This is a genomic window from Kineosporia sp. NBRC 101677 (assembly GCF_030269265.1).
In the GTDB taxonomy this organism is placed as follows: Bacteria; Actinomycetota; Actinomycetes; order Actinomycetales; family Kineosporiaceae; genus Kineosporia; species Kineosporia rhizophila.
Genome location: NZ_BSTA01000002.1, coordinates 25,228 through 41,000 on the forward strand (window position 1 = coordinate 25,228; position 15,773 = coordinate 41,000).

Annotated in this window: 15 protein-coding genes, 2 tRNA genes and 1 other RNA gene; 11 read left to right on the plus strand and 7 right to left on the minus strand. The window is 71.5% G+C overall.

Going from position 1 to position 15,773, the window contains the following annotated elements; translation table 11 throughout:
• The first annotated feature begins 53 nt into the window (after window positions 1–53).
• A complete protein-coding gene (locus QSK18_RS05625; RefSeq protein WP_285616933.1) occupies window positions 54–524 on the plus strand; it encodes a nucleoside deaminase in 471 nt (156 codons plus the stop codon).
• A 95-nt stretch (window positions 525–619) separates the two neighbouring features.
• Window positions 620–706: transfer RNA gene (locus QSK18_RS05630), tRNA-Ser, on the plus strand.
• Window positions 707–963: 257 nt separating this feature from the next.
• Here QSK18_RS05630 and QSK18_RS05635 read toward each other — a convergent pair.
• Window positions 964–1,896, minus strand: coding sequence for a hypothetical protein (locus tag QSK18_RS05635; protein ID WP_285616935.1), 933 nt, complete (start codon window positions 1,894–1,896; stop codon window positions 964–966).
• 91 nt (window positions 1,897–1,987) lie between these two features.
• The gene (locus tag QSK18_RS05640) at window positions 1,988–2,356 is read right to left on the minus strand and encodes a hypothetical protein (RefSeq protein WP_232815206.1); all 369 of its coding nucleotides are present in this window, start codon (window positions 2,354–2,356) and stop codon (window positions 1,988–1,990) included.
• A gap of 301 nt (window positions 2,357–2,657) precedes the next feature.
• Between QSK18_RS05640 and QSK18_RS05645 the strand changes: the two genes are divergently transcribed.
• A complete protein-coding gene (locus tag QSK18_RS05645; RefSeq protein WP_232815207.1) occupies window positions 2,658–3,149 on the plus strand; it encodes a hypothetical protein in 492 nt (163 codons plus the stop codon).
• Window positions 3,139–4,152 (plus strand): hypothetical protein, encoded by a 1,014-nt coding sequence (locus QSK18_RS05650; RefSeq protein WP_232815208.1) that lies wholly within the window; start codon window positions 3,139–3,141, stop codon window positions 4,150–4,152. Before QSK18_RS05645 ends, QSK18_RS05650 begins: the two co-directional genes overlap by 11 nt.
• A 24-nt stretch (window positions 4,153–4,176) precedes the next feature.
• Here QSK18_RS05650 and QSK18_RS05655 read toward each other — a convergent pair whose 3' ends face one another.
• From QSK18_RS05655 to QSK18_RS05670, 4 genes are all read right to left on the minus strand, one after another.
• A complete protein-coding gene (locus tag QSK18_RS05655) occupies window positions 4,177–4,653 on the minus strand; it encodes a DUF4262 domain-containing protein (protein ID WP_232815209.1) in 477 nt (158 codons plus the stop codon).
• 149 nt (window positions 4,654–4,802) lie between these two features.
• Entirely contained in the window at window positions 4,803–5,366 is a 564-nt protein-coding gene (locus tag QSK18_RS05660) for a LytR C-terminal domain-containing protein (protein WP_232815210.1), read from the minus strand.
• A 29-nt stretch (window positions 5,367–5,395) separates the two neighbouring features.
• Window positions 5,396–5,728 (minus strand): type II toxin-antitoxin system VapB family antitoxin, encoded by a 333-nt coding sequence (locus QSK18_RS05665; RefSeq protein ID WP_232815211.1) that lies wholly within the window; start codon window positions 5,726–5,728, stop codon window positions 5,396–5,398.
• A gap of 147 nt (window positions 5,729–5,875) precedes the next feature.
• A tRNA-Ser gene (locus tag QSK18_RS05670) sits at window positions 5,876–5,963 on the minus strand.
• 130 nt (window positions 5,964–6,093) lie between these two features.
• Here QSK18_RS05670 and ffs point away from each other — a divergent pair.
• The 7 genes from ffs to QSK18_RS05705 all read left to right on the plus strand — a co-directional run bounded on the left by ffs (window position 6,094) and on the right by QSK18_RS05705 (window position 13,668).
• An RNA gene (gene ffs / locus QSK18_RS05675) (signal recognition particle sRNA small type) lies at window positions 6,094–6,190 on the plus strand.
• A 101-nt stretch (window positions 6,191–6,291) separates the two neighbouring features.
• The gene (locus tag QSK18_RS05680; RefSeq protein ID WP_285616937.1) at window positions 6,292–8,982 is read left to right on the plus strand and encodes a DNA polymerase III subunit gamma and tau; all 2,691 of its coding nucleotides are present in this window, start codon (window positions 6,292–6,294) and stop codon (window positions 8,980–8,982) included.
• The gene (locus QSK18_RS05685; protein WP_232815213.1) at window positions 8,979–9,809 is read left to right on the plus strand and encodes a serine hydrolase domain-containing protein; all 831 of its coding nucleotides are present in this window, start codon (window positions 8,979–8,981) and stop codon (window positions 9,807–9,809) included. Before QSK18_RS05680 ends, QSK18_RS05685 begins: the two co-directional genes overlap by 4 nt.
• 41 nt (window positions 9,810–9,850) lie before the next feature.
• The gene (gene recR, locus QSK18_RS05690) at window positions 9,851–10,450 is read left to right on the plus strand and encodes a recombination mediator RecR (RefSeq protein WP_232815214.1); all 600 of its coding nucleotides are present in this window, start codon (window positions 9,851–9,853) and stop codon (window positions 10,448–10,450) included.
• On the plus strand, window positions 10,443–11,171 hold the full coding sequence (locus QSK18_RS05695) for a DUF5063 domain-containing protein (RefSeq protein ID WP_232815215.1): 729 nt from the start codon (window positions 10,443–10,445) through the stop codon (window positions 11,169–11,171). The genes recR and QSK18_RS05695 overlap by 8 nt, the downstream gene beginning before the upstream one ends.
• 152 nt (window positions 11,172–11,323) lie before the next feature.
• Entirely contained in the window at window positions 11,324–12,604 is a 1,281-nt protein-coding gene (locus QSK18_RS05700; RefSeq protein ID WP_285616941.1) for an aspartate kinase, read from the plus strand.
• Window positions 12,601–13,668: an aspartate-semialdehyde dehydrogenase gene (locus tag QSK18_RS05705; protein WP_232810437.1), complete on the plus strand. Its 1,068-nt coding sequence runs from the start codon at window positions 12,601–12,603 to the stop codon at window positions 13,666–13,668. The genes QSK18_RS05700 and QSK18_RS05705 overlap by 4 nt, the downstream gene beginning before the upstream one ends.
• Window positions 13,669–13,768: 100 nt before the next feature.
• Here QSK18_RS05705 and QSK18_RS05710 read toward each other — a convergent pair whose 3' ends face one another.
• Entirely contained in the window at window positions 13,769–15,568 is a 1,800-nt protein-coding gene (locus tag QSK18_RS05710; RefSeq protein ID WP_232810436.1) for a S9 family peptidase, read from the minus strand.
• Window positions 15,569–15,773: the final 205 nt, after the last annotated feature.

The window sequence follows — 15,773 nt, forward strand, 5'->3', positions numbered from 1 at the left end:
CGGGCAACCTATCGGTGTCCAGGGACGGTGTCGGTGCAGTGGCGGGATACGACATGGATACAGACAGCAGGACGCCGCCCCTGGGGCGGTGGATGGGGCTGGCTCTGGAAGAGGCGGCGCTGGCCCCGGAGACCGGTGACGTGCCCGTGGGGGCAGTGGTGCTCGACGAGTCCGGGGTCGTTCTGGGCCGGGGTCGCAACGAGCGGGAGGCGAGGCAGGACCCGACCGGGCATGCCGAGCTGGTGGCCCTGCGCCGGGCCGCCGCCGCCGTGGGCAGTTCCCGGCTGGACGGCAGCACCCTGGTGGTCACGCTGGAGCCCTGTGCGATGTGTGCCGGGGCGATCGTCCTGGCCCGGGTGGCCCGGGTGGTGCTGGGCACCTGGGACCCCAAGGCCGGAGCCACCGGTTCGACCCGGGACATCGTGCGCGATTCCCGGCTGAACCACCGGGTCGAGGTGGTCGGCGGGGTGCGGGAGGCGGAGGCGGCCGCGCTGCTCACTTCCTTCTTCGCGGCGCGTCGCTGATCTTGTGGTTGCGGCACAACCGGTTTCGGCGATCGATGGTCCGGACGGCGGGGTGGATTCGGTGAAGCGGCCCCTGGTTCGGTAAGGTTCTCCGCGGTGGCGTGTCCGAGCGGCCGAAGGAGCACGCCTCGAAAGCGTGTGAGGGTTTACGCCCTCCGTGGGTTCAAATCCCACCGCCACCGCCGACGAAGGGCGCGGTACCCCGATCCAGGGGTACCGCGCCCTTCGCTTTTGCTCTTCGGCTTCAGCGTGTCAAGACCGTTCGCCGATAAATGCATCGCGGGTGCAGAGAAAAGGCCGCATTGCCGTAGCGATGAATGACGGTGACATTTGATCCCGGAGAAACGCCTGGTATCCGCTGTGGTTCTGGAAACCCGAGGGAATCCGGTGACTGCAGCAATTCGGTGTGGCTGAATTCGGCGTCAATACCGGCGTGACCTCAGAGTCGCTTCAGGCCCTCGAGAACCCGCAGGGCAATGGCCACCCGGCTGTTCGGGTCGAGATCCTCGGGCAGGGGGATCGGCGGCGGTGGTGGTGGGGCCGGGGCTGCCGGCTTCTGCGGTTCGGCCTCGACCTTGTCCGTCTCCACCGTTCGCGGCCGCCGGCGAGGCAGTCGGTCCGGTGCCGGAGGGGTGGTGATGGGCTTGGAGGCGGTCAGGATCGCGGAGGCCGACACCGGGCGGTCGGCCGTGTCCAGCGGGCCGGTCTCCGGGGCCTGGGGCCGAGGGGCCGCCGGGATGTCGGTCGGCGCCGGGGCCGCCGTCCTGGTGGCCTCGGCCGGAGCCTCGGTGTGCACCAGCTTGGCCACTCCCGACGAGATCATCGAGGCGATGCTGGCCAGCGTTGCGGTGAGCGGAAGGCCGGAACGGCGGGCCAGCACCCGCGGGCTCTGGGCGCTGGTGAGGCGCCCGGTCAACGCCCATTCCTGGGAGTCGAGCACGACCGTCCGGCCGCGCGGCAGCCAGCACAGCCGGACCTCGTCGTCCGGGCTGATCCCGAGCCGCCGGAAATGGGCGATCAGATCGGTGATCTCGGCCAGCAGGTGCTCGACCGCGACCCGGCAGCGCAGGCCGGTCCAGTGCCGTCGGCCCGGCCGGAACAGGGGCCGCTCACCCTCGGCGCGGCGCCCGGTCAGCATCTCGACGCCGGCCTCGAGGATGGTCGAGCGGATCATCGAGGGTAGTTCGGGATCGGTGTCGCTGTTCTCGGGAACCGGTGGCACACCGATGGTCTCGGCGTAGGTCACCTCACCCTCGTGCAGGAAGAACGCGCCGCCGGGCAGGCCCCGCACCTCCAGGGCACCCGAGCTCCGGCTGATCGCGAGCACCCGCAGAACGTCGATCGCCGGATGCTCGGCTTCCTGGACCGTCATCGCGGGCAGCCGACTTTCGTTGAGGTGGACGGGTGGGGCGACCGGCTCGCGGCGACCGTGCTCGGCCGACGCGAACCGGGCCGGGGGCGGCTCAAATCGCGAGCTCGCCCTCGATGCGCTTGAGGTGGTGACGGGCCAGGGCCAGGTTGGCCTTGGTCTTGTCCAGCGCCAGGTACATGAACAGGCCGCTGGCCGCCTGCCCGCGGATCAGCCGGATGATGTGGTACTGCCGGCCCAGGGTGATCAGGATGTCGTCGATCGTCTCCTGCATCCCCAGCGACTCCAGGGTGCGCATCTTGGCCCGGACCACCTCGGTGTTGCCGGCCGAGGCAACCTCCAGGTCGAGGTACTTGCCGCCGCCCAGGCTTCCGAGCGACATTCCACTTCCGTAGTCGACCAGGCTCACGCCCAGCGCTCCGTCGATCTCCATGGCTTCTTTGAGGGCTGTGTCGATGTCCACGGGAAGAACTCCAGTCTCATTTCGACGGTGACACAAGCATGTGTCGGGTAAGGTCGGAGTGCCCGTTTCGGCGTATCACGCGAGTTCACCGGATGCGCTTGACAGGCTGCGGATCGAACCTGATGTAACGGGGCGCTTGTAACAATTCGTGAGCGGCAGAATACTGCACTCAGGCGGGGGCATCGTCAAGAAGTCGTGAAGAAGACGAAAGAGAATCGAGTTCGATATCTGTGCCTCGTGATAGCGATGTGATAGTGCTTTGCCGGTTGTCACAGCAGCCGCTGAGCAGGGTTTGATGCCGGTGAACGCACCACCAGCCTCCCTTGGCGTCCCCTCGGGCGGCTCCGACGCGGTCCATGCCGTCCTGGCCCGTTTGCAGAGCCTGGACGGGCTGGTCACCGCATGCCTGGTCGAACCGGATTCGGCCTTCGTGCTGGACACCGTCGTGGGCAAGCCCGCCAACGACGCCGACAGCGGTGCCGACGTGAGCGACCAGGGGGCGTTCGCGGCCACGATCTCCGCCGCGGCCAGCGACGTGGTCCAGGTGATCGGCCTGATGACGTCCAGCCTCGGCGACCCGGACGAACTGGAGGATGTGACCATCACCTTCGGCCGGCGCCACCACCTGATCACGCCTTTGCCCGAGGCCGGGGTGGATGGTCTGCTCGTGGTCGTGAGTCTCGACCGTGCGCGGACCAACCTCGCTCTGGCCCGGCAGCAGTTGCGCGCCCTGGGGCCGTTGCTCAGGCACGCGACCCAGCCCCCGGCGATCGAGTCCGGCAATGCCTCCTAGCGTCTGGGGGCGCTGGACCGGCCGGGGCCGCTCCAGCGAGAGCACCCAGCCACCGGTCCCGCCCCCGCCCGAGCCGGAGGAGACCGCCTACGACCGGCTCTTCGACCTGGCCGACGACCAGGCCACCGGCGCGCTGTACCTGAACGGCCGCTGGGGCGGGACGGTCTACCTGGTCAACGGCCGGATCGGCTACGTGGAGTCGGTGCTGACCCCGGGGATCGAGGCGTTGCTGCTGCGGCCCACCTACACCGACGAGCGCAGCTGGGCGCGGCTGGTCTCGTCGTTGCGCCGGGGCCGGATCGACGCGGCCGTATCGGCCGCCTCGCAGTTGCTCGGCGGCGAGGCCACCTCGGCCTTCGACGCCGAGGTGCTGCGCCGCACCGCGCTGGCCGATGCGGCGCTGGTCACGCTGGGCGCGGTGGTGCCCGATGCGACCGGCGCGGTGGCCCGGTTCCGCCCCGGTGCCTGGCACTGGTGCGAACCGGTGCGCACCTTCAGCGTGGCCGAGGTGCTCACCGAGGTGGAGCGCCGAAAGGCCGTGCTGGCCCGGATGACCCGCGGCGTGCGGATGGACGCCCCGATCCAGCGGGCGCCCCAGCTGCCGGTCGAGCGGATCCGGCTGACCGCCACCCAGTGGAACATCGCGGCCCTGGCCAACGGCACCACCACCCCGCTCGACATCGCCTGGATGCTCGGCCACGGCGTCTTCGCCACCACCGTCGCGATCCACCAGCTGGCCCGGCTCGGGGTGATCAAGGCCGGCCCGGCGCCCACCTCCACGGTGACGGTGCCGCCCAGCGCCGTGCCGCCCACCTCGATCCCGGTACCGGGGACCGCGGTGACCTCACCGAACGGGATCCGGACCGGGGTGGGAGCGCCCAGCCCGGCCCGGCACGTGCCCTCCTTCCTGCCCTCCCGGCCCCTGCGGATCGACCTGGACGCCGTCGAGGCGAGGCCGGCCGGAAGTGTCGGCAGCGTGGGAAGCGGGCACGCCTCGGTCTGAGCCGCCCGGTGCAGCGGCCGCTGCTCAGCTACGCAGTGGCCGGCCGAACACCGGCTGGCACCAGTGCCCGTCGGCCCAGCTGTGTTCCCACGGCCAGTGGCCGCCGTCGTCGGTGTAGACCACCTGCAGGGCCGGGACCAGCCCGGCGGAACTGGCGTAGATCTGCTGGGCCTGGGCCAGCAGCCGCGGATCGTGGACCCGGACCAGCTGCAGCCGATGATCCGGGCAGCACTGCTCGGCCAGCACGTCACCGTCGGCCAGCCGGAGCCCGGCCCGCACGTCCTCGGCCAGCTCACTTAGCAGCCCGGCTGCCTCTTCGGCCTCGAGCCCACTGACCACCAGCTCCGGATGACCGTGGAACCGAGTCAGCCCCACGGTGTAGGTGAGCCCGGCCTCGGCACCGCCCTCGACGTGGATCAGACCCCACCCGTGCACCTCGATGTCGCGCCGGCTCCTGGCCAGCAGCTCCTCTTCGCTCCACCCCTGGCACCTCAGGCACATGGCGACCCCCCGCCTGCTCGTCGAGCCGTTCGGTGGTGCCGTTGAGCACCACCTGATGACGTTTGACGACAGTACGCACCACCACCGACAGTCTTGCCCGTTCCGTCGTCCGGGCTCGGCCCGGGCCGCAGGGCGTGCTCTTTTGCGGGTCAGGTGGAGCCGGCGGGCCGGCAGCCGCGCGGAGTCGCGACCGGGGCGAGGGCGGCGGCGGCCCGGTCCCGGGTCTGCATCTGCCGGTAGCGGCCGCCGATCACCACGTCCACCGAGTGGTCCTCGCGCGCCTGGGGGTCCGGCAGCATCTTCACCTCGCCGGAGAACTGCAGGGCGACGGTGTGGGCCCGGATCTCGTCGCCTGCCCCGTAGCGGATCGACACGGCGGTGGCGATCACGCCGGTGGTGGGGTCGTTACCGATACCCAGCACCCGGAATCGGCGCTGCCGCAACTCTTTGGCCACGGCGTTGGCCAGACCGCGCCGGGCGGTCGCGTTGAACACGGTCACCGGAACCTGGTTGGGAGGGCTGACGGTCTGCGCCGGGCAGGGCGGACGCTGCCCCTGGGAGGGCCCGATGTTCCACCACTGCAACCAGTTCCCCAGTGCCCCGACCGTGACCAGCAGCACCACCACGAACAGGGCGGTGAACGTCAGTGCCTGCCGCCTGCGGGTGCGCCGGCGCCGTTCTTCGCGCGAGAGCACCTCGGTGCTGAACCCCATCGGCCACGCCCCCCTCGGGCACGGACGGCTCAGCTCCTGGGCGCAGCCCCCACTTTGCCGTCCTGAGCATCCACGACCAGCACCCGGGCGTGCAGCACGGGCCGCTGGTGCAGCGCGGCGCGGACCGCGCGGTGCAGTCCATCTTCCAGGTAGAGCGTGCCCCGGTACTGAACGACATGGGCGAACAGGTCACCGAAGAAGGTGGAGTCCTCGGACAGCAGAGCGTCCAGGTCGAGGGTGCGCTTGGTGGTCACCAGGTCGTCCAGCCGGACCTGGCTGGGGGGCACGTCGGACCACTGCTTGGACGTGCTGTACCCGTGGTCGGGATACGGACGGCCCTCGCCGACTGCCTTGAAAATCACCCTCGGGATTGTGTCGTCTCAGTCGTCCTCGGCGCCAGTTGCCTGACTCTGGGCCACCGGATCGCGACGCTTCGTCCTCAGAAGGGGGGGAGCTGCCCGGGTCGGCCCGTTCTCGCACGTGTCCGAGCGAGAACGGGCCGCCGCAGCTGGCGGAGGATAGGGGATTTGAACCCCTGAGGGCGTTAACCCAACCCGCTTTCCAAGCGAGCGCCATAGGCCACTAGGCGAATCCTCCGTGGGAGAGTCTAGCCACCTCCGGGGAGTGCTCGTGCACGTGGGGGGTTCCCGGCGGTTCGCGCCGTCCCCCGGAGGGCTCACCGGGTGGGGGTGGTCGGACGGCCCTTCCGGATTCGGTACAGTGATGCGCAGACCCCTCGTGCGGCGTCATCCAGCTGAACCCCCCCAGGGCCGGAAGGCAGCAAGGGTAGGCGGGCTCTGGCGGGTGTGCGGGGGGTCCTTTTCTTTGCCTGGCCGGCCCGCCCGGTACGGGCATTCGGGTGCAGTTGTCCCCGACCTCGGATCGGACCTGAACGGGCCCGCCCGACTGGCCTAGGCTGACGGCCGTGACGACTGCTCTCTACCGCCGTTACCGGCCCGAGTCCTTCGCCGAGGTGATCGGTCAGGAGCAGGTCACCGGTCCGCTCTCGGTGGCGCTGAACAAGAACCGGGTCAACCACGCGTACCTGTTCTCCGGCCCGCGCGGTTGCGGCAAGACCACCAGCGCGCGCATCCTCGCCCGCTGCCTGAACTGCGAGCAGGGCCCCACCTCCACCCCCTGCGGGGTCTGCCCGTCGTGCGTCGACCTGGCCCGCGGCGGTCCCGGCAGCCTCGACGTGGTGGAGATCGACGCGGCCAGTCACGGTGGTGTCGACGACGCCCGTGACCTGCGCGAGCGCGCGGCCTTCGCCCCGGTCCGGGACCGCTACAAGGTCTTCATCATCGACGAGGCGCACATGGTCTCGCCGCAGGGCTTCAACGCCCTGCTGAAGATCGTCGAGGAGCCGCCGGAGCACATCCGGTTCATCTTCGCGACCACCGAGCCGGAGAAGGTCATCGGCACGATCCGCTCGCGAACCCACCACTACCCCTTCCGGCTGGTCCCGCCCGAGCGGCTGACCCAGTACCTGGCCGAGCTCTGCGAGCGGGAGGACGTGCAGGTCGGCAAGGGGGTCCTGCCGCTGGTGGTGCGGGCCGGCACCGGCTCGGTGCGGGACACGCTGTCGGTGCTGGACCAGCTGATCGGCGGCTCCGGCGAGGAGGGCCTGACCTACGCCACCGCGATCGGCCTGCTCGGCTACACCGACTCGACCCTGCTCGACGACGTGGCCGACGCCCTCGCGGCGGGGGACGGGGCCACCGTGTTCCGGGTGGTCGACCGGGTGATCGAGTCCGGGCACGACCCCCGGCGCTTCGTCGAGGACCTGCTCGAGCGGCTGCGCGACCTGCTGGTGGTGGCCGCGGTCCGGGACGGCGGGCACGCGGTCTTCCGGGGCATGCCCGACGACCAGCTGGAACGGCTGCGCAACCAGGCCGCCCGGTTCGGGGCGGCCGAGCTGTCCCGGGCCGCCGACGTGGCCAACGCCGCCCTCACCGAGATGACCGGCGCGACCTCCCCCCGGCTGCAGCTGGAACTGCTCTGCGCCCGGTTGCTCCTGCCCGGCGCCGACGACGAGCAGCGTGGTCTGGGCGCCCGCGTCGACCGCCTCGAACGACGGATCAGCTCGGGCCTCGCGCCGGCCGCCGGTACGGCCGCCACCGTCCCCGCAGTCCCCGCCGTTGCCCCGGCCGGCCCGGCTCCGGTGGTCGCCGATCCGGCGAGCCCGCAGGGCAGGTCTTCGGGGCTGGCTGCCGTGCGAGCCGCGATCGGTCGCCCGAACGGCACCGGCACTGCACCCTCCACGGGCGCCGAGGCAGGTTCCGGCCAGGTCGGCGAGAGCAGTTTGAAGACGTCGGTGGGCCCCGGGCCCGAAGGTTCCGGTCTGATTCCTTCCGCGGCACCCGCTCCGGTCGAGGCCACCCCGCCGCCCGCTCCGGCGGCCGCCGCGCCGCACTCCGCGCCCCCGGCTCCCCAGAGCGCTCCGGCCGCTCAGCCGGCCCCGTCCGCTCCCGCGGCGCAAGCCGGTGGGGGTGACCTGGAAGCGGTCCGGCACAACTGGACGGGCGTGCTCGACGCCGTGCGCTCGATCAAGCTCAGCACCTGGGCGCTGGTCTCGCCGAACGCCCAGGTGCTCGACTACGACGGGCGCCGGCTCCTGCTCGGGTTCAGTTCGGCCGGTCTGCTGCAGACCTTCGGCCGGGGCCCGCACGCCAACTTCATGCGGCAGGCCGTGCACGAGGTGATCGGCCTGGAGTGCGTGGTCGAGGCCATGGTCACCAGCGAGTTCCGTGGGGGAGGTGGTGGTGACGCCCGCCCTAGCAACCCGCCCGGGCCGCCCGCGCCGCCAGGCGGTCCCTCAGCCGCCCCCGCAGCTGCCCCCTCGGTAGCTCCGGCGGTGGCCACGCCGATGGCCTCGGCCGCGTCCACCCAGCCGACCGCACCGGTGGCCTCGCACCCGGCTCCCCAGCCCCGCGCGGCCTCCACCGGGGGCTGGGCCGAGCGTCCTTCCAACCCGACCGCGCCGCAGGCCTCGGCCTGGAGCGAGGTTTCCCAGAACCCAGCCGCCCAACCCACCCAACCCGTGGCTGGAACCGGCTCAGAAACGTCCTCAGGCGGGGTCGGGGTTGCCACGCGACCGGCGCCCCCCGCTGCCACGCTGGCCCCCACCGCTCCGGCGGCCCCGGCCGCTGCGCCTACCCCGCAGCAGAAGCCCCCGGCGGCCCAGCCTCGTTCGGGGGGCGCGGCAGCGGCCCGAGCGGCGGCTGCGGCCGCGGCCGCCCGGGCGCAGAACCAGAACGGCCGCGCACCGGGCGCTGCCCCGGCCGAGAACCGGTCCGGCCGCAACACCGGGCCGGAAGAAGACCGGGGCATGCCCACCCCACAGGCCACCCCCTACGACGACATCCCGCCCGACCTGAACGAACCCATGCGGGAAGACGAGGCTCCGCCGGACGCGGGCTGGTCCACTCCGCAGTCCCGGCGCCCCCAGCCCAAGGAGGCGGCCGAGCCCGACCGGCGGCCGAAGGGGCGCGTGGTCGACCTGGCCAACGACATCGTCAGCGCCGACGACGCCGACTTCGACGCCTCTCCGCTGGTGGGCGTCCAGGCCGTCGAGCAGCTGCTCGGCGGGCGTGTGATCGAGGAACGGGAACTGTGAGCGCACTCTCCGGCATCGACGACTGGGAACAGCTCTGGGGAGTACCGAACACGGCCGCCGCCGTGGTCACCGCCACCGGCGGGGTCGAGGCCGCCCGGGGCGAGGCGGACCGTGAGTTCGCCCTCGCCTCGGTGACCAAGCTGCTCACCACCTACGCCGTCCTGGTGGCGCTGGAGGAGGAGGCGCTCGCGCTCACCGACCCGGCCGGGCCCGAGGGCGCCACGGTCGAGCACCTGCTGGCGCACACGGCCGGCTACGGGTTCGACTCCGGCTCGGCCCCGGTGGCCCGGCCCGGTGCCCGCCGGATCTACTCCAACCAGGGCATCGAGGTGCTCACCGAGCACCTCGCCCAGGTCACCGGCATCCCGTTCGTCACCTACCTCACCGAGGCGGTGCTCACCCCGCTGGGCATGAGCAGCACCTCGCTGCCCGGGTCCCCGGCCGCCGGCGGTCGCAGCACCGCGGCCGACCTCACCCGGTTCGCCGCCGAACTGCTCGAGCCCCGGCTGATCGCCCGGCAGACCCTCGACGAGGCCGTCCGCGTGCACTTCCCCGGCCGGGCCGGCATCCTGCCCGGCCTGGGCCGCTTCGACCCGCTCGACTGGGGGCTGGGCTTCGAGCGCAACTTCGCCCGCCCCGGGCACTGGGCCGGGAGCCGGGTGTCGGCCGGTGCGTTCGGTCACTTCGGCGCAGGCGGCACGTTCCTGTGGGTCGACCCGGAGCCCGGCCTGGCCTGCGTTTGCCTGTCCGACCTGGCCTTCGGCGACTGGTCCCGGCAGGCCTGGCCGGCCCTGGGCGACGAGGTGGTCACGGCACACCGGCCCTGAACCGGGCGACGCCGTCGTTCCCAGCACGTAGGCTCGTACCTGTGTATGAGGGCGTGGTGCAGGACCTGATCGACGAACTGGGACATCTCCCCGGCGTCGGTCCCAAGAGCGCGCAGCGGATCGCGTTCCACGTCCTGCAGTCCGACCCGGTCGACGTGCGCCGGCTGGTCGCCGCCCTCACCGAGGTGATCGAGAAGGTCCGGTTCTGCGTCGTCTGCGGCAACGTCTCGGCCGACGAACTGTGCCGGATCTGCAGCGACGCCCGGCGCGACGGCACGGTGCTGTGCGTCGTGGAGGAGTCGAAGGACGTCGTCGCGATCGAGAAGACCCGGGAGTTCCGCGGCCGCTACCACGTGCTCGGCGGGGCGATCAGCCCGATCGAGGGCGTCGGCCCGGACGACCTGCGGGTCAAGGAGCTCGTCACCCGGCTGGCCTCGGGCGAGGTCACCGAGATCATCCTCGCCACCGATCCGAACCTGGAGGGCGAGGCCACCGCGACCTATCTGGCCCGGCTGCTGAAGCCGATGGGCCTGAAGGTCACCCGGCTCGCGTCCGGGCTGCCCGTCGGGGGGGACCTGGAGTACGCCGACGAGCTCACCCTGGGCCGGGCCTTCGAGGGGAGAAGACTGCTCGATGTCTGACGAGAACAACGGGTTCGACCCGCTCCAGCGGCCCACCACCGGCCGGGACGCCTTCGGCCGGCCCACCGGGCCGCGTGGCCGTCACGAGGCCCTGGCCGGCTCGATCCCGCAGGCCCGCACCCGCGGCAGCGCCTCGATCGACCTGACCGACGAGCGCGCCGACGAGGCACGTGAGCTGCACCACCTGGCCGACGAGACGGCCACCGACGCGCAGACCTACCTGAACGCGCTCACCGAGGTCGCCGCCGGTTCGTCCCCGGACACCGCGATCCCGGTGCTGCTGCTGGCGGTCTCCCAGATCCTGCTCGGCGGGGCCCGGCTGGGCGCGATCACCGACGTGGTACCCAGCGAGCGGTTCGAGCCGGACGCCGGGCCCGACCCGGACATCGACCCGCTGCGCACCGGCCTGGCCAACCTGCTCGAGGGCCTGGACGAGTACGCCGACATCGTCGACCCGCTGACCTCCGGCGAGCTGATCCGCGGCATCCTGTCCGACGACCTCGCCGACGTGGCCGCCGACCTGGCCCACGGCCTGCGGCACTACCGCGACGGCCGGGTCGACGAGGCGCTGTGGTGGTGGCAGTTCTCCTACCTCTCCACCTGGGGCGTGCGGGCCACCAGCGCGCTGCGGGTGCTGCAGTCGATGCTCGGTCACCTGCGGCTCGACGTCGAGGAGGACACCGTGGCCGATGCGGAGTTCGAGGCCCTGAACGTCGATTGATCCGGCGAATCTCCCGTGCGCCCGGACGATTTGGGGACCAACTCGGCATTGACCGTGCATCTCACCTGCCGAAATGCCCCGCCGGACAACGGTCGGGAGATCGGTAGAATGGGCAGCGTCAGCAAGCCCTTCCAGTAGCTAGGAGCGACCCGGTGAGCTTGGTCGTGCAGAAGTACGGCGGTTCCTCCGTCGCCGATGCCGAGAGCGTCAAGCGGGTCGCCCGCCGGATCGTGGACACGCGAAAGCAGGGGCACGACGTCTGTGTCGTGGTCTCCGCCATGGGTGACACCACCGACGACCTGATCGACCTGGCCGAGAAGGTCTCTCCGCTGCCGCCCGCCCGCGAGCTCGACATGCTGCTCACCGCCGGTGAGCGCATCTCGATGGCGGTGCTGGCGATGGCGATCGCCGCGCTCGGCCAGGAGGCCCGCTCGTTCACCGGCAGCCAGGCCGGGGTGATCACCGACGGGGTGCACGGCAAGGCGCGCATCATCGACGTCACCCCCGGCCGCATCCGGGCCGCGCTCGACGAGGGGCACATCGCCATCGTCGCCGGCTTCCAGGGTGTGAGCCAGGACACGAAAGACATCACCACGCTCGGCCGCGGCGGCTCCGACACCACGGCGGTCGCCCTGGCGGCCGCCCTCGAGGCGGACGTCTGCGAGATCTACACCGACGTGGACGGCATCTTCACGGCCGACCCGCGCATCGTGCCCACGGCCCGCCAGGTGGCCCGCATCACCAGCGAGGAGATGCTGGAGATGGCCGCCTCCGGGGCCAAGGTGCTGCACCTGCGCTGTGTGGAGTACGCCCGCCGCTTCAGCCTTCCGGTGCACGTCCGGTCGTCCTTCAGCCACCGCGAAGGCACCTGGGTCACCGACAAGCCCGTCGACACAACGCAAGGAGCAGTGGTGGAGCAGCCGATCATCTCCGGGGTCGCACACGACCGGAGCGAAGCGAAGATCACCGTGGTCGGGGTCCCGGACAAGCCGGGCAAGGCCGCCGAGATCTTCCAGGTGGTCGCCGCCGCCGAGATCAACCTCGACATGATCGTGCAGAACGTGTCGCAGGCCAGCAGCGGCCTGACCGACATCTCCTTCACGCTGCCCAAGACCGACGGCCAGACGGCGATGAACGCGCTCAACCGGGCCCAGGAGCAGATCGGCTTCGAGTCGCTGCGCTACGACGACCAGATCGGCAAGGTCTCGCTGATCGGCGCCGGGATGCGCAGCCACCCGGGGGTCTCCGCGCAGATGTTCGCCGCCCTGGCCGAGGCCGGGATCAACATCGAGATGATCAGCACCTCGGAGATCCGGCTCTCCCTGGTCACCCGGGCCGAGCGGCTGGACGACGCCGTTCGCGCCATTCACACCGCTTTCGGCCTCGACAGCACCGAGGGAGAGGCCGTGGTCTACGGAGGTACCGGACGATGAGCACCCGCAAGCCCACCCTCGCCGTCGTCGGCGCGACCGGTGCGGTCGGCACCGTCATGCTCGGCATCCTGTCCGAGCGGGAAGACATCTGGGGCGAGATCCGCCTGATCGCCTCGGCCCGCTCGGCCGGCAAGCTGCTCACCGTGCGCGGCGAGCAGGTCGCGGTCCAGGCGATCAGCCCGGAGGCCTTCGACGGCGTCGACATCGCCATGTTCGACGTGCCCGACGAGATCTCCGCCGAGTGGGCGCCGGTCGCCGTCGAGCGCGGCGCGATCGTGGTGGACAACTCCGGCGCCTTCCGGATGGACCCGGATGTGCCGCTGGTGGTGCCCGAGGTGAACCCGGAGGCGGCCGCCCAGCGCCCGCGGGGCATCATCTCCAACCCCAACTGCACCACGCTGACCATGATCGACGCCCTCGGTGCGCTGCACCGCCGGTGGCGCCTCACCGAGCTCGTGGTGGCCTCCTACCAGGCCGCCTCGGGCGCCGGTCAGCCCGGCATCGACCGCCTGCACGACGAGCTCGAGGTCGTGGCGAACGACCGTTCGCTCGGCTCGGTGGCCGGTGACGTGCGCAACGCCATCGCCGCCAAGCTGGGCGACGGCCCCTCGCCGTTCCCGGCCCCGCTGGCCCTGAACGTGGTGCCGTGGGCCGGTTCGGCCAAGGGTGAGGGCTGGAGCAGCGAAGAGCTGAAGGTCCGCAACGAGTCGCGCAAGATCCTCGGTATCCCCGACCTGAAGGTGTCCGCCACCTGCGTCCGGGTCCCGGTCGTCACCACGCACTCGCTCGCGGTGCACGCCACCTTCGCCGAGGAGATCACCGTCGCCGAGGCCCGTCAGGCCCTGGTCGAGGCGCCCAGCGTGGTCGTCGTGGACGACCCGGAGGGCAAGGAGTTCCCGACCCCGGCCGACACCGTCGGCGCCGACCCCACCTTCGTGGGCCGGCTGCGTCAGGCGCTCGACTTCCCCAACACGCTCGACCTGTTCGTCACCGGCGACAACCTGCGTAAGGGGGCCGCGCTCAACACGGCCCAGATCGCCGAGCTGATCGCGCGCGACCTGTAACAGCCAGAAAGCACTGAGGGCCGGTACCCGGAGGTACCGGCCCTCAGTGCTTTTCAAGAGCCCTGATTGAAGACGATTGTGAGCCTCGGGTTCTCGTGGCTCACGCGTTCAGATGCCGCTTCACGAAGTCGATCTCGGCCCGCACCTGGCGCACCCGCTCGTCGTCCACCAGTGACCCGTGCCCGGCGTCGTAGCGGTACACCTCGTGCTCGGCCCCCCGTTCGGCCAGTACCGCCACGTAGTTCTCGATCTGCCGGATCGGGCAGCGCGGGTCGTTCTCGCCGGCCAGGACCAGCACTGGGGCCACCACCCGGTCGGCGTAGGTGATCGGGCTGGAGTCGCGGTACTTGTCCGGCACCTCCTCCGGCGAACCGCCGAACAACGAGCGGTCGAACGCCTTCAGCGCCTCCATCTCGTCCTCGTAGGCCGCCAGGTAGTCGGCCACCGGCACCCCGGCCACCCCCACCGCCCACCGGTCCGGGTACAGGCCCAGCCCGAGCAGCGTCAGGTAGCCGCCCCACGAGGCCCCGGCCAGCACCACCTGGTCCGGCGCGGCGATCCCGGTCTCCACCAGGTGGTCGCGCACCGCCACCACGTCTTCCAGCTCGATGTGGCCGACGCGCTTCTCCAGCGCGTCCCGCCACTGGGACCCGTAGCCGGTGGAACCCCGATAGTTCACCTGCAACAAGGCAAAGCCGTGATCGACCCAGGCGCTGGGGTAGGCGCGGAAGTAGTCGCCGTCGTGCGCAGTGGGCCCGCCGTGGATGTCGATGACCATGGGCAGGGGCCCGGTCGCCGACGTGGGGCGGCGCAGCAGCGCGTGGATGCGACCGCCGGGCCCTTCCACCCAGACGTCCTCGATGGTGACCGAGGGCGGGGCGGGCTCACCGGGCGGCGCCAGCACCATCTCGCCCTCCAGGTCACGCACGGCGGCGGGCTGCGCGGCGGACGACCACAGCGCCCAGACCTTCCCGTCCGGCCGGGTGGTCGCCTCCAGCACCGTGCCGTCGGAAGGCCCGGCCGGCTGCGTGCTCAGGTCGATCAGGCTGAAGGTGTAGAGCCGGGTGCGCGCCTGGTGGTCCACGCTGATCAGCAGCGTCGCCGCGTCGCGGAACCACTGCGCCTGCGAGATCTCGCCCGGCACATCGAGATTCACCTCGACCTCGAGGCCGGACTGCACGTCCCAGATCAGCAGCTCGCCCCGGCCCCGGCGCTCGTGCAGCACCAGCAGCCGCGGGTCACCGGCCAAGGGGGCGAAACCCAGTGGCTCCAGGCTCTTTCCGGGGCCGTCCCAGAGATCGGCCACGGTCGAACCGTCCGCCACCCGGAGCACCCGAAGGGCCGTGTGCCGGGAATCGCCGTGCTCGCTGTGCGCGATCGCGACCAGCGTCCCGTCCTCACTGAGCCCACCCACCCCGGCGTCCTCTTCGTGCTCGTACAGCAGACGCAGCGCCTTCCCCTTCTCCTGCACCTGGATCCGGGTGCCGTAGCCGTCGTCGTTCTGCCCGATCACCGCCAGTTCGTCGGGGCCCAGGGCGAGACCGGCCGAATAGGACGGCGCCAGGCCGGGAACCGCCACCTCGTCGGATCCCGGTGCGCTGCCGAACGGCTGCCGGCGCCAGATCCCGTGCTCGTTGCCCGCGGCGTCGTCGAACCACCAGATCCACTCGCCGGACGGATCGATCTCACCGAGCGCGGTGCCCTCCCGGCGCGAGGTCAGCTGGACCAGCGGACCGCCCGGCTGCCAGCTGTGCATCTCCAGGACGCCCTGGTGGGTGGCCACCACCGAGCACCGTTCCGGGGCCTCGACGGCCCAGTCCGGCAGCCCGATCCGGCCCGCCCGGAAACGGCGTTCCCAGGCGGGGAGTGGAGTGTTCAGCGGAGGATTCGGCGCGGTCATGCCGAGATCCTTGCACGCAGGCCGCGAGCAGGCGGGCTTCCCGGGCGGGTGTCCGCCGGTCCTGCTGCCTATTTGGGAGGCACTCCGCCGCAGTGGTTCGAGGCCCACCACGGCGGAGCGCCATGATGGTCATATCGGCAGGGGAGGGCCGGTCTTGAAGAGAACCGAGGCCCCTTCTGCGGGCGATCCGCCCCACCGGCCGCCC

Excerpts from the sequence above, each read along its gene's own strand:
- QSK18_RS05625 (WP_285616933.1), top strand. The coding sequence starts at position 54 with ATGGATACAGACAGCAGGACGCCGCCCCTGGGGCGGTGGATGGGGCTG.
- QSK18_RS05635 (WP_285616935.1), bottom strand. The coding sequence starts at position 1,896 with ATGACGGTCCAGGAAGCCGAGCATCCGGCGATCGACGTTCTGCGGGTG.
- QSK18_RS05650 (WP_232815208.1), top strand. The coding sequence starts at position 3,139 with ATGCCTCCTAGCGTCTGGGGGCGCTGGACCGGCCGGGGCCGCTCCAGC.
- QSK18_RS05655 (WP_232815209.1), bottom strand. The coding sequence starts at position 4,653 with ATGTGCCTGAGGTGCCAGGGGTGGAGCGAAGAGGAGCTGCTGGCCAGG.
- QSK18_RS05660 (WP_232815210.1), bottom strand. The coding sequence starts at position 5,366 with ATGGGGTTCAGCACCGAGGTGCTCTCGCGCGAAGAACGGCGCCGGCGC.
- QSK18_RS05695 (WP_232815215.1), top strand. The coding sequence starts at position 10,443 with ATGTCTGACGAGAACAACGGGTTCGACCCGCTCCAGCGGCCCACCACC.
- QSK18_RS05705 (WP_232810437.1), top strand. The coding sequence starts at position 12,601 with ATGAGCACCCGCAAGCCCACCCTCGCCGTCGTCGGCGCGACCGGTGCG.
- QSK18_RS05710 (WP_232810436.1), bottom strand. The coding sequence starts at position 15,568 with ATGACCGCGCCGAATCCTCCGCTGAACACTCCACTCCCCGCCTGGGAA.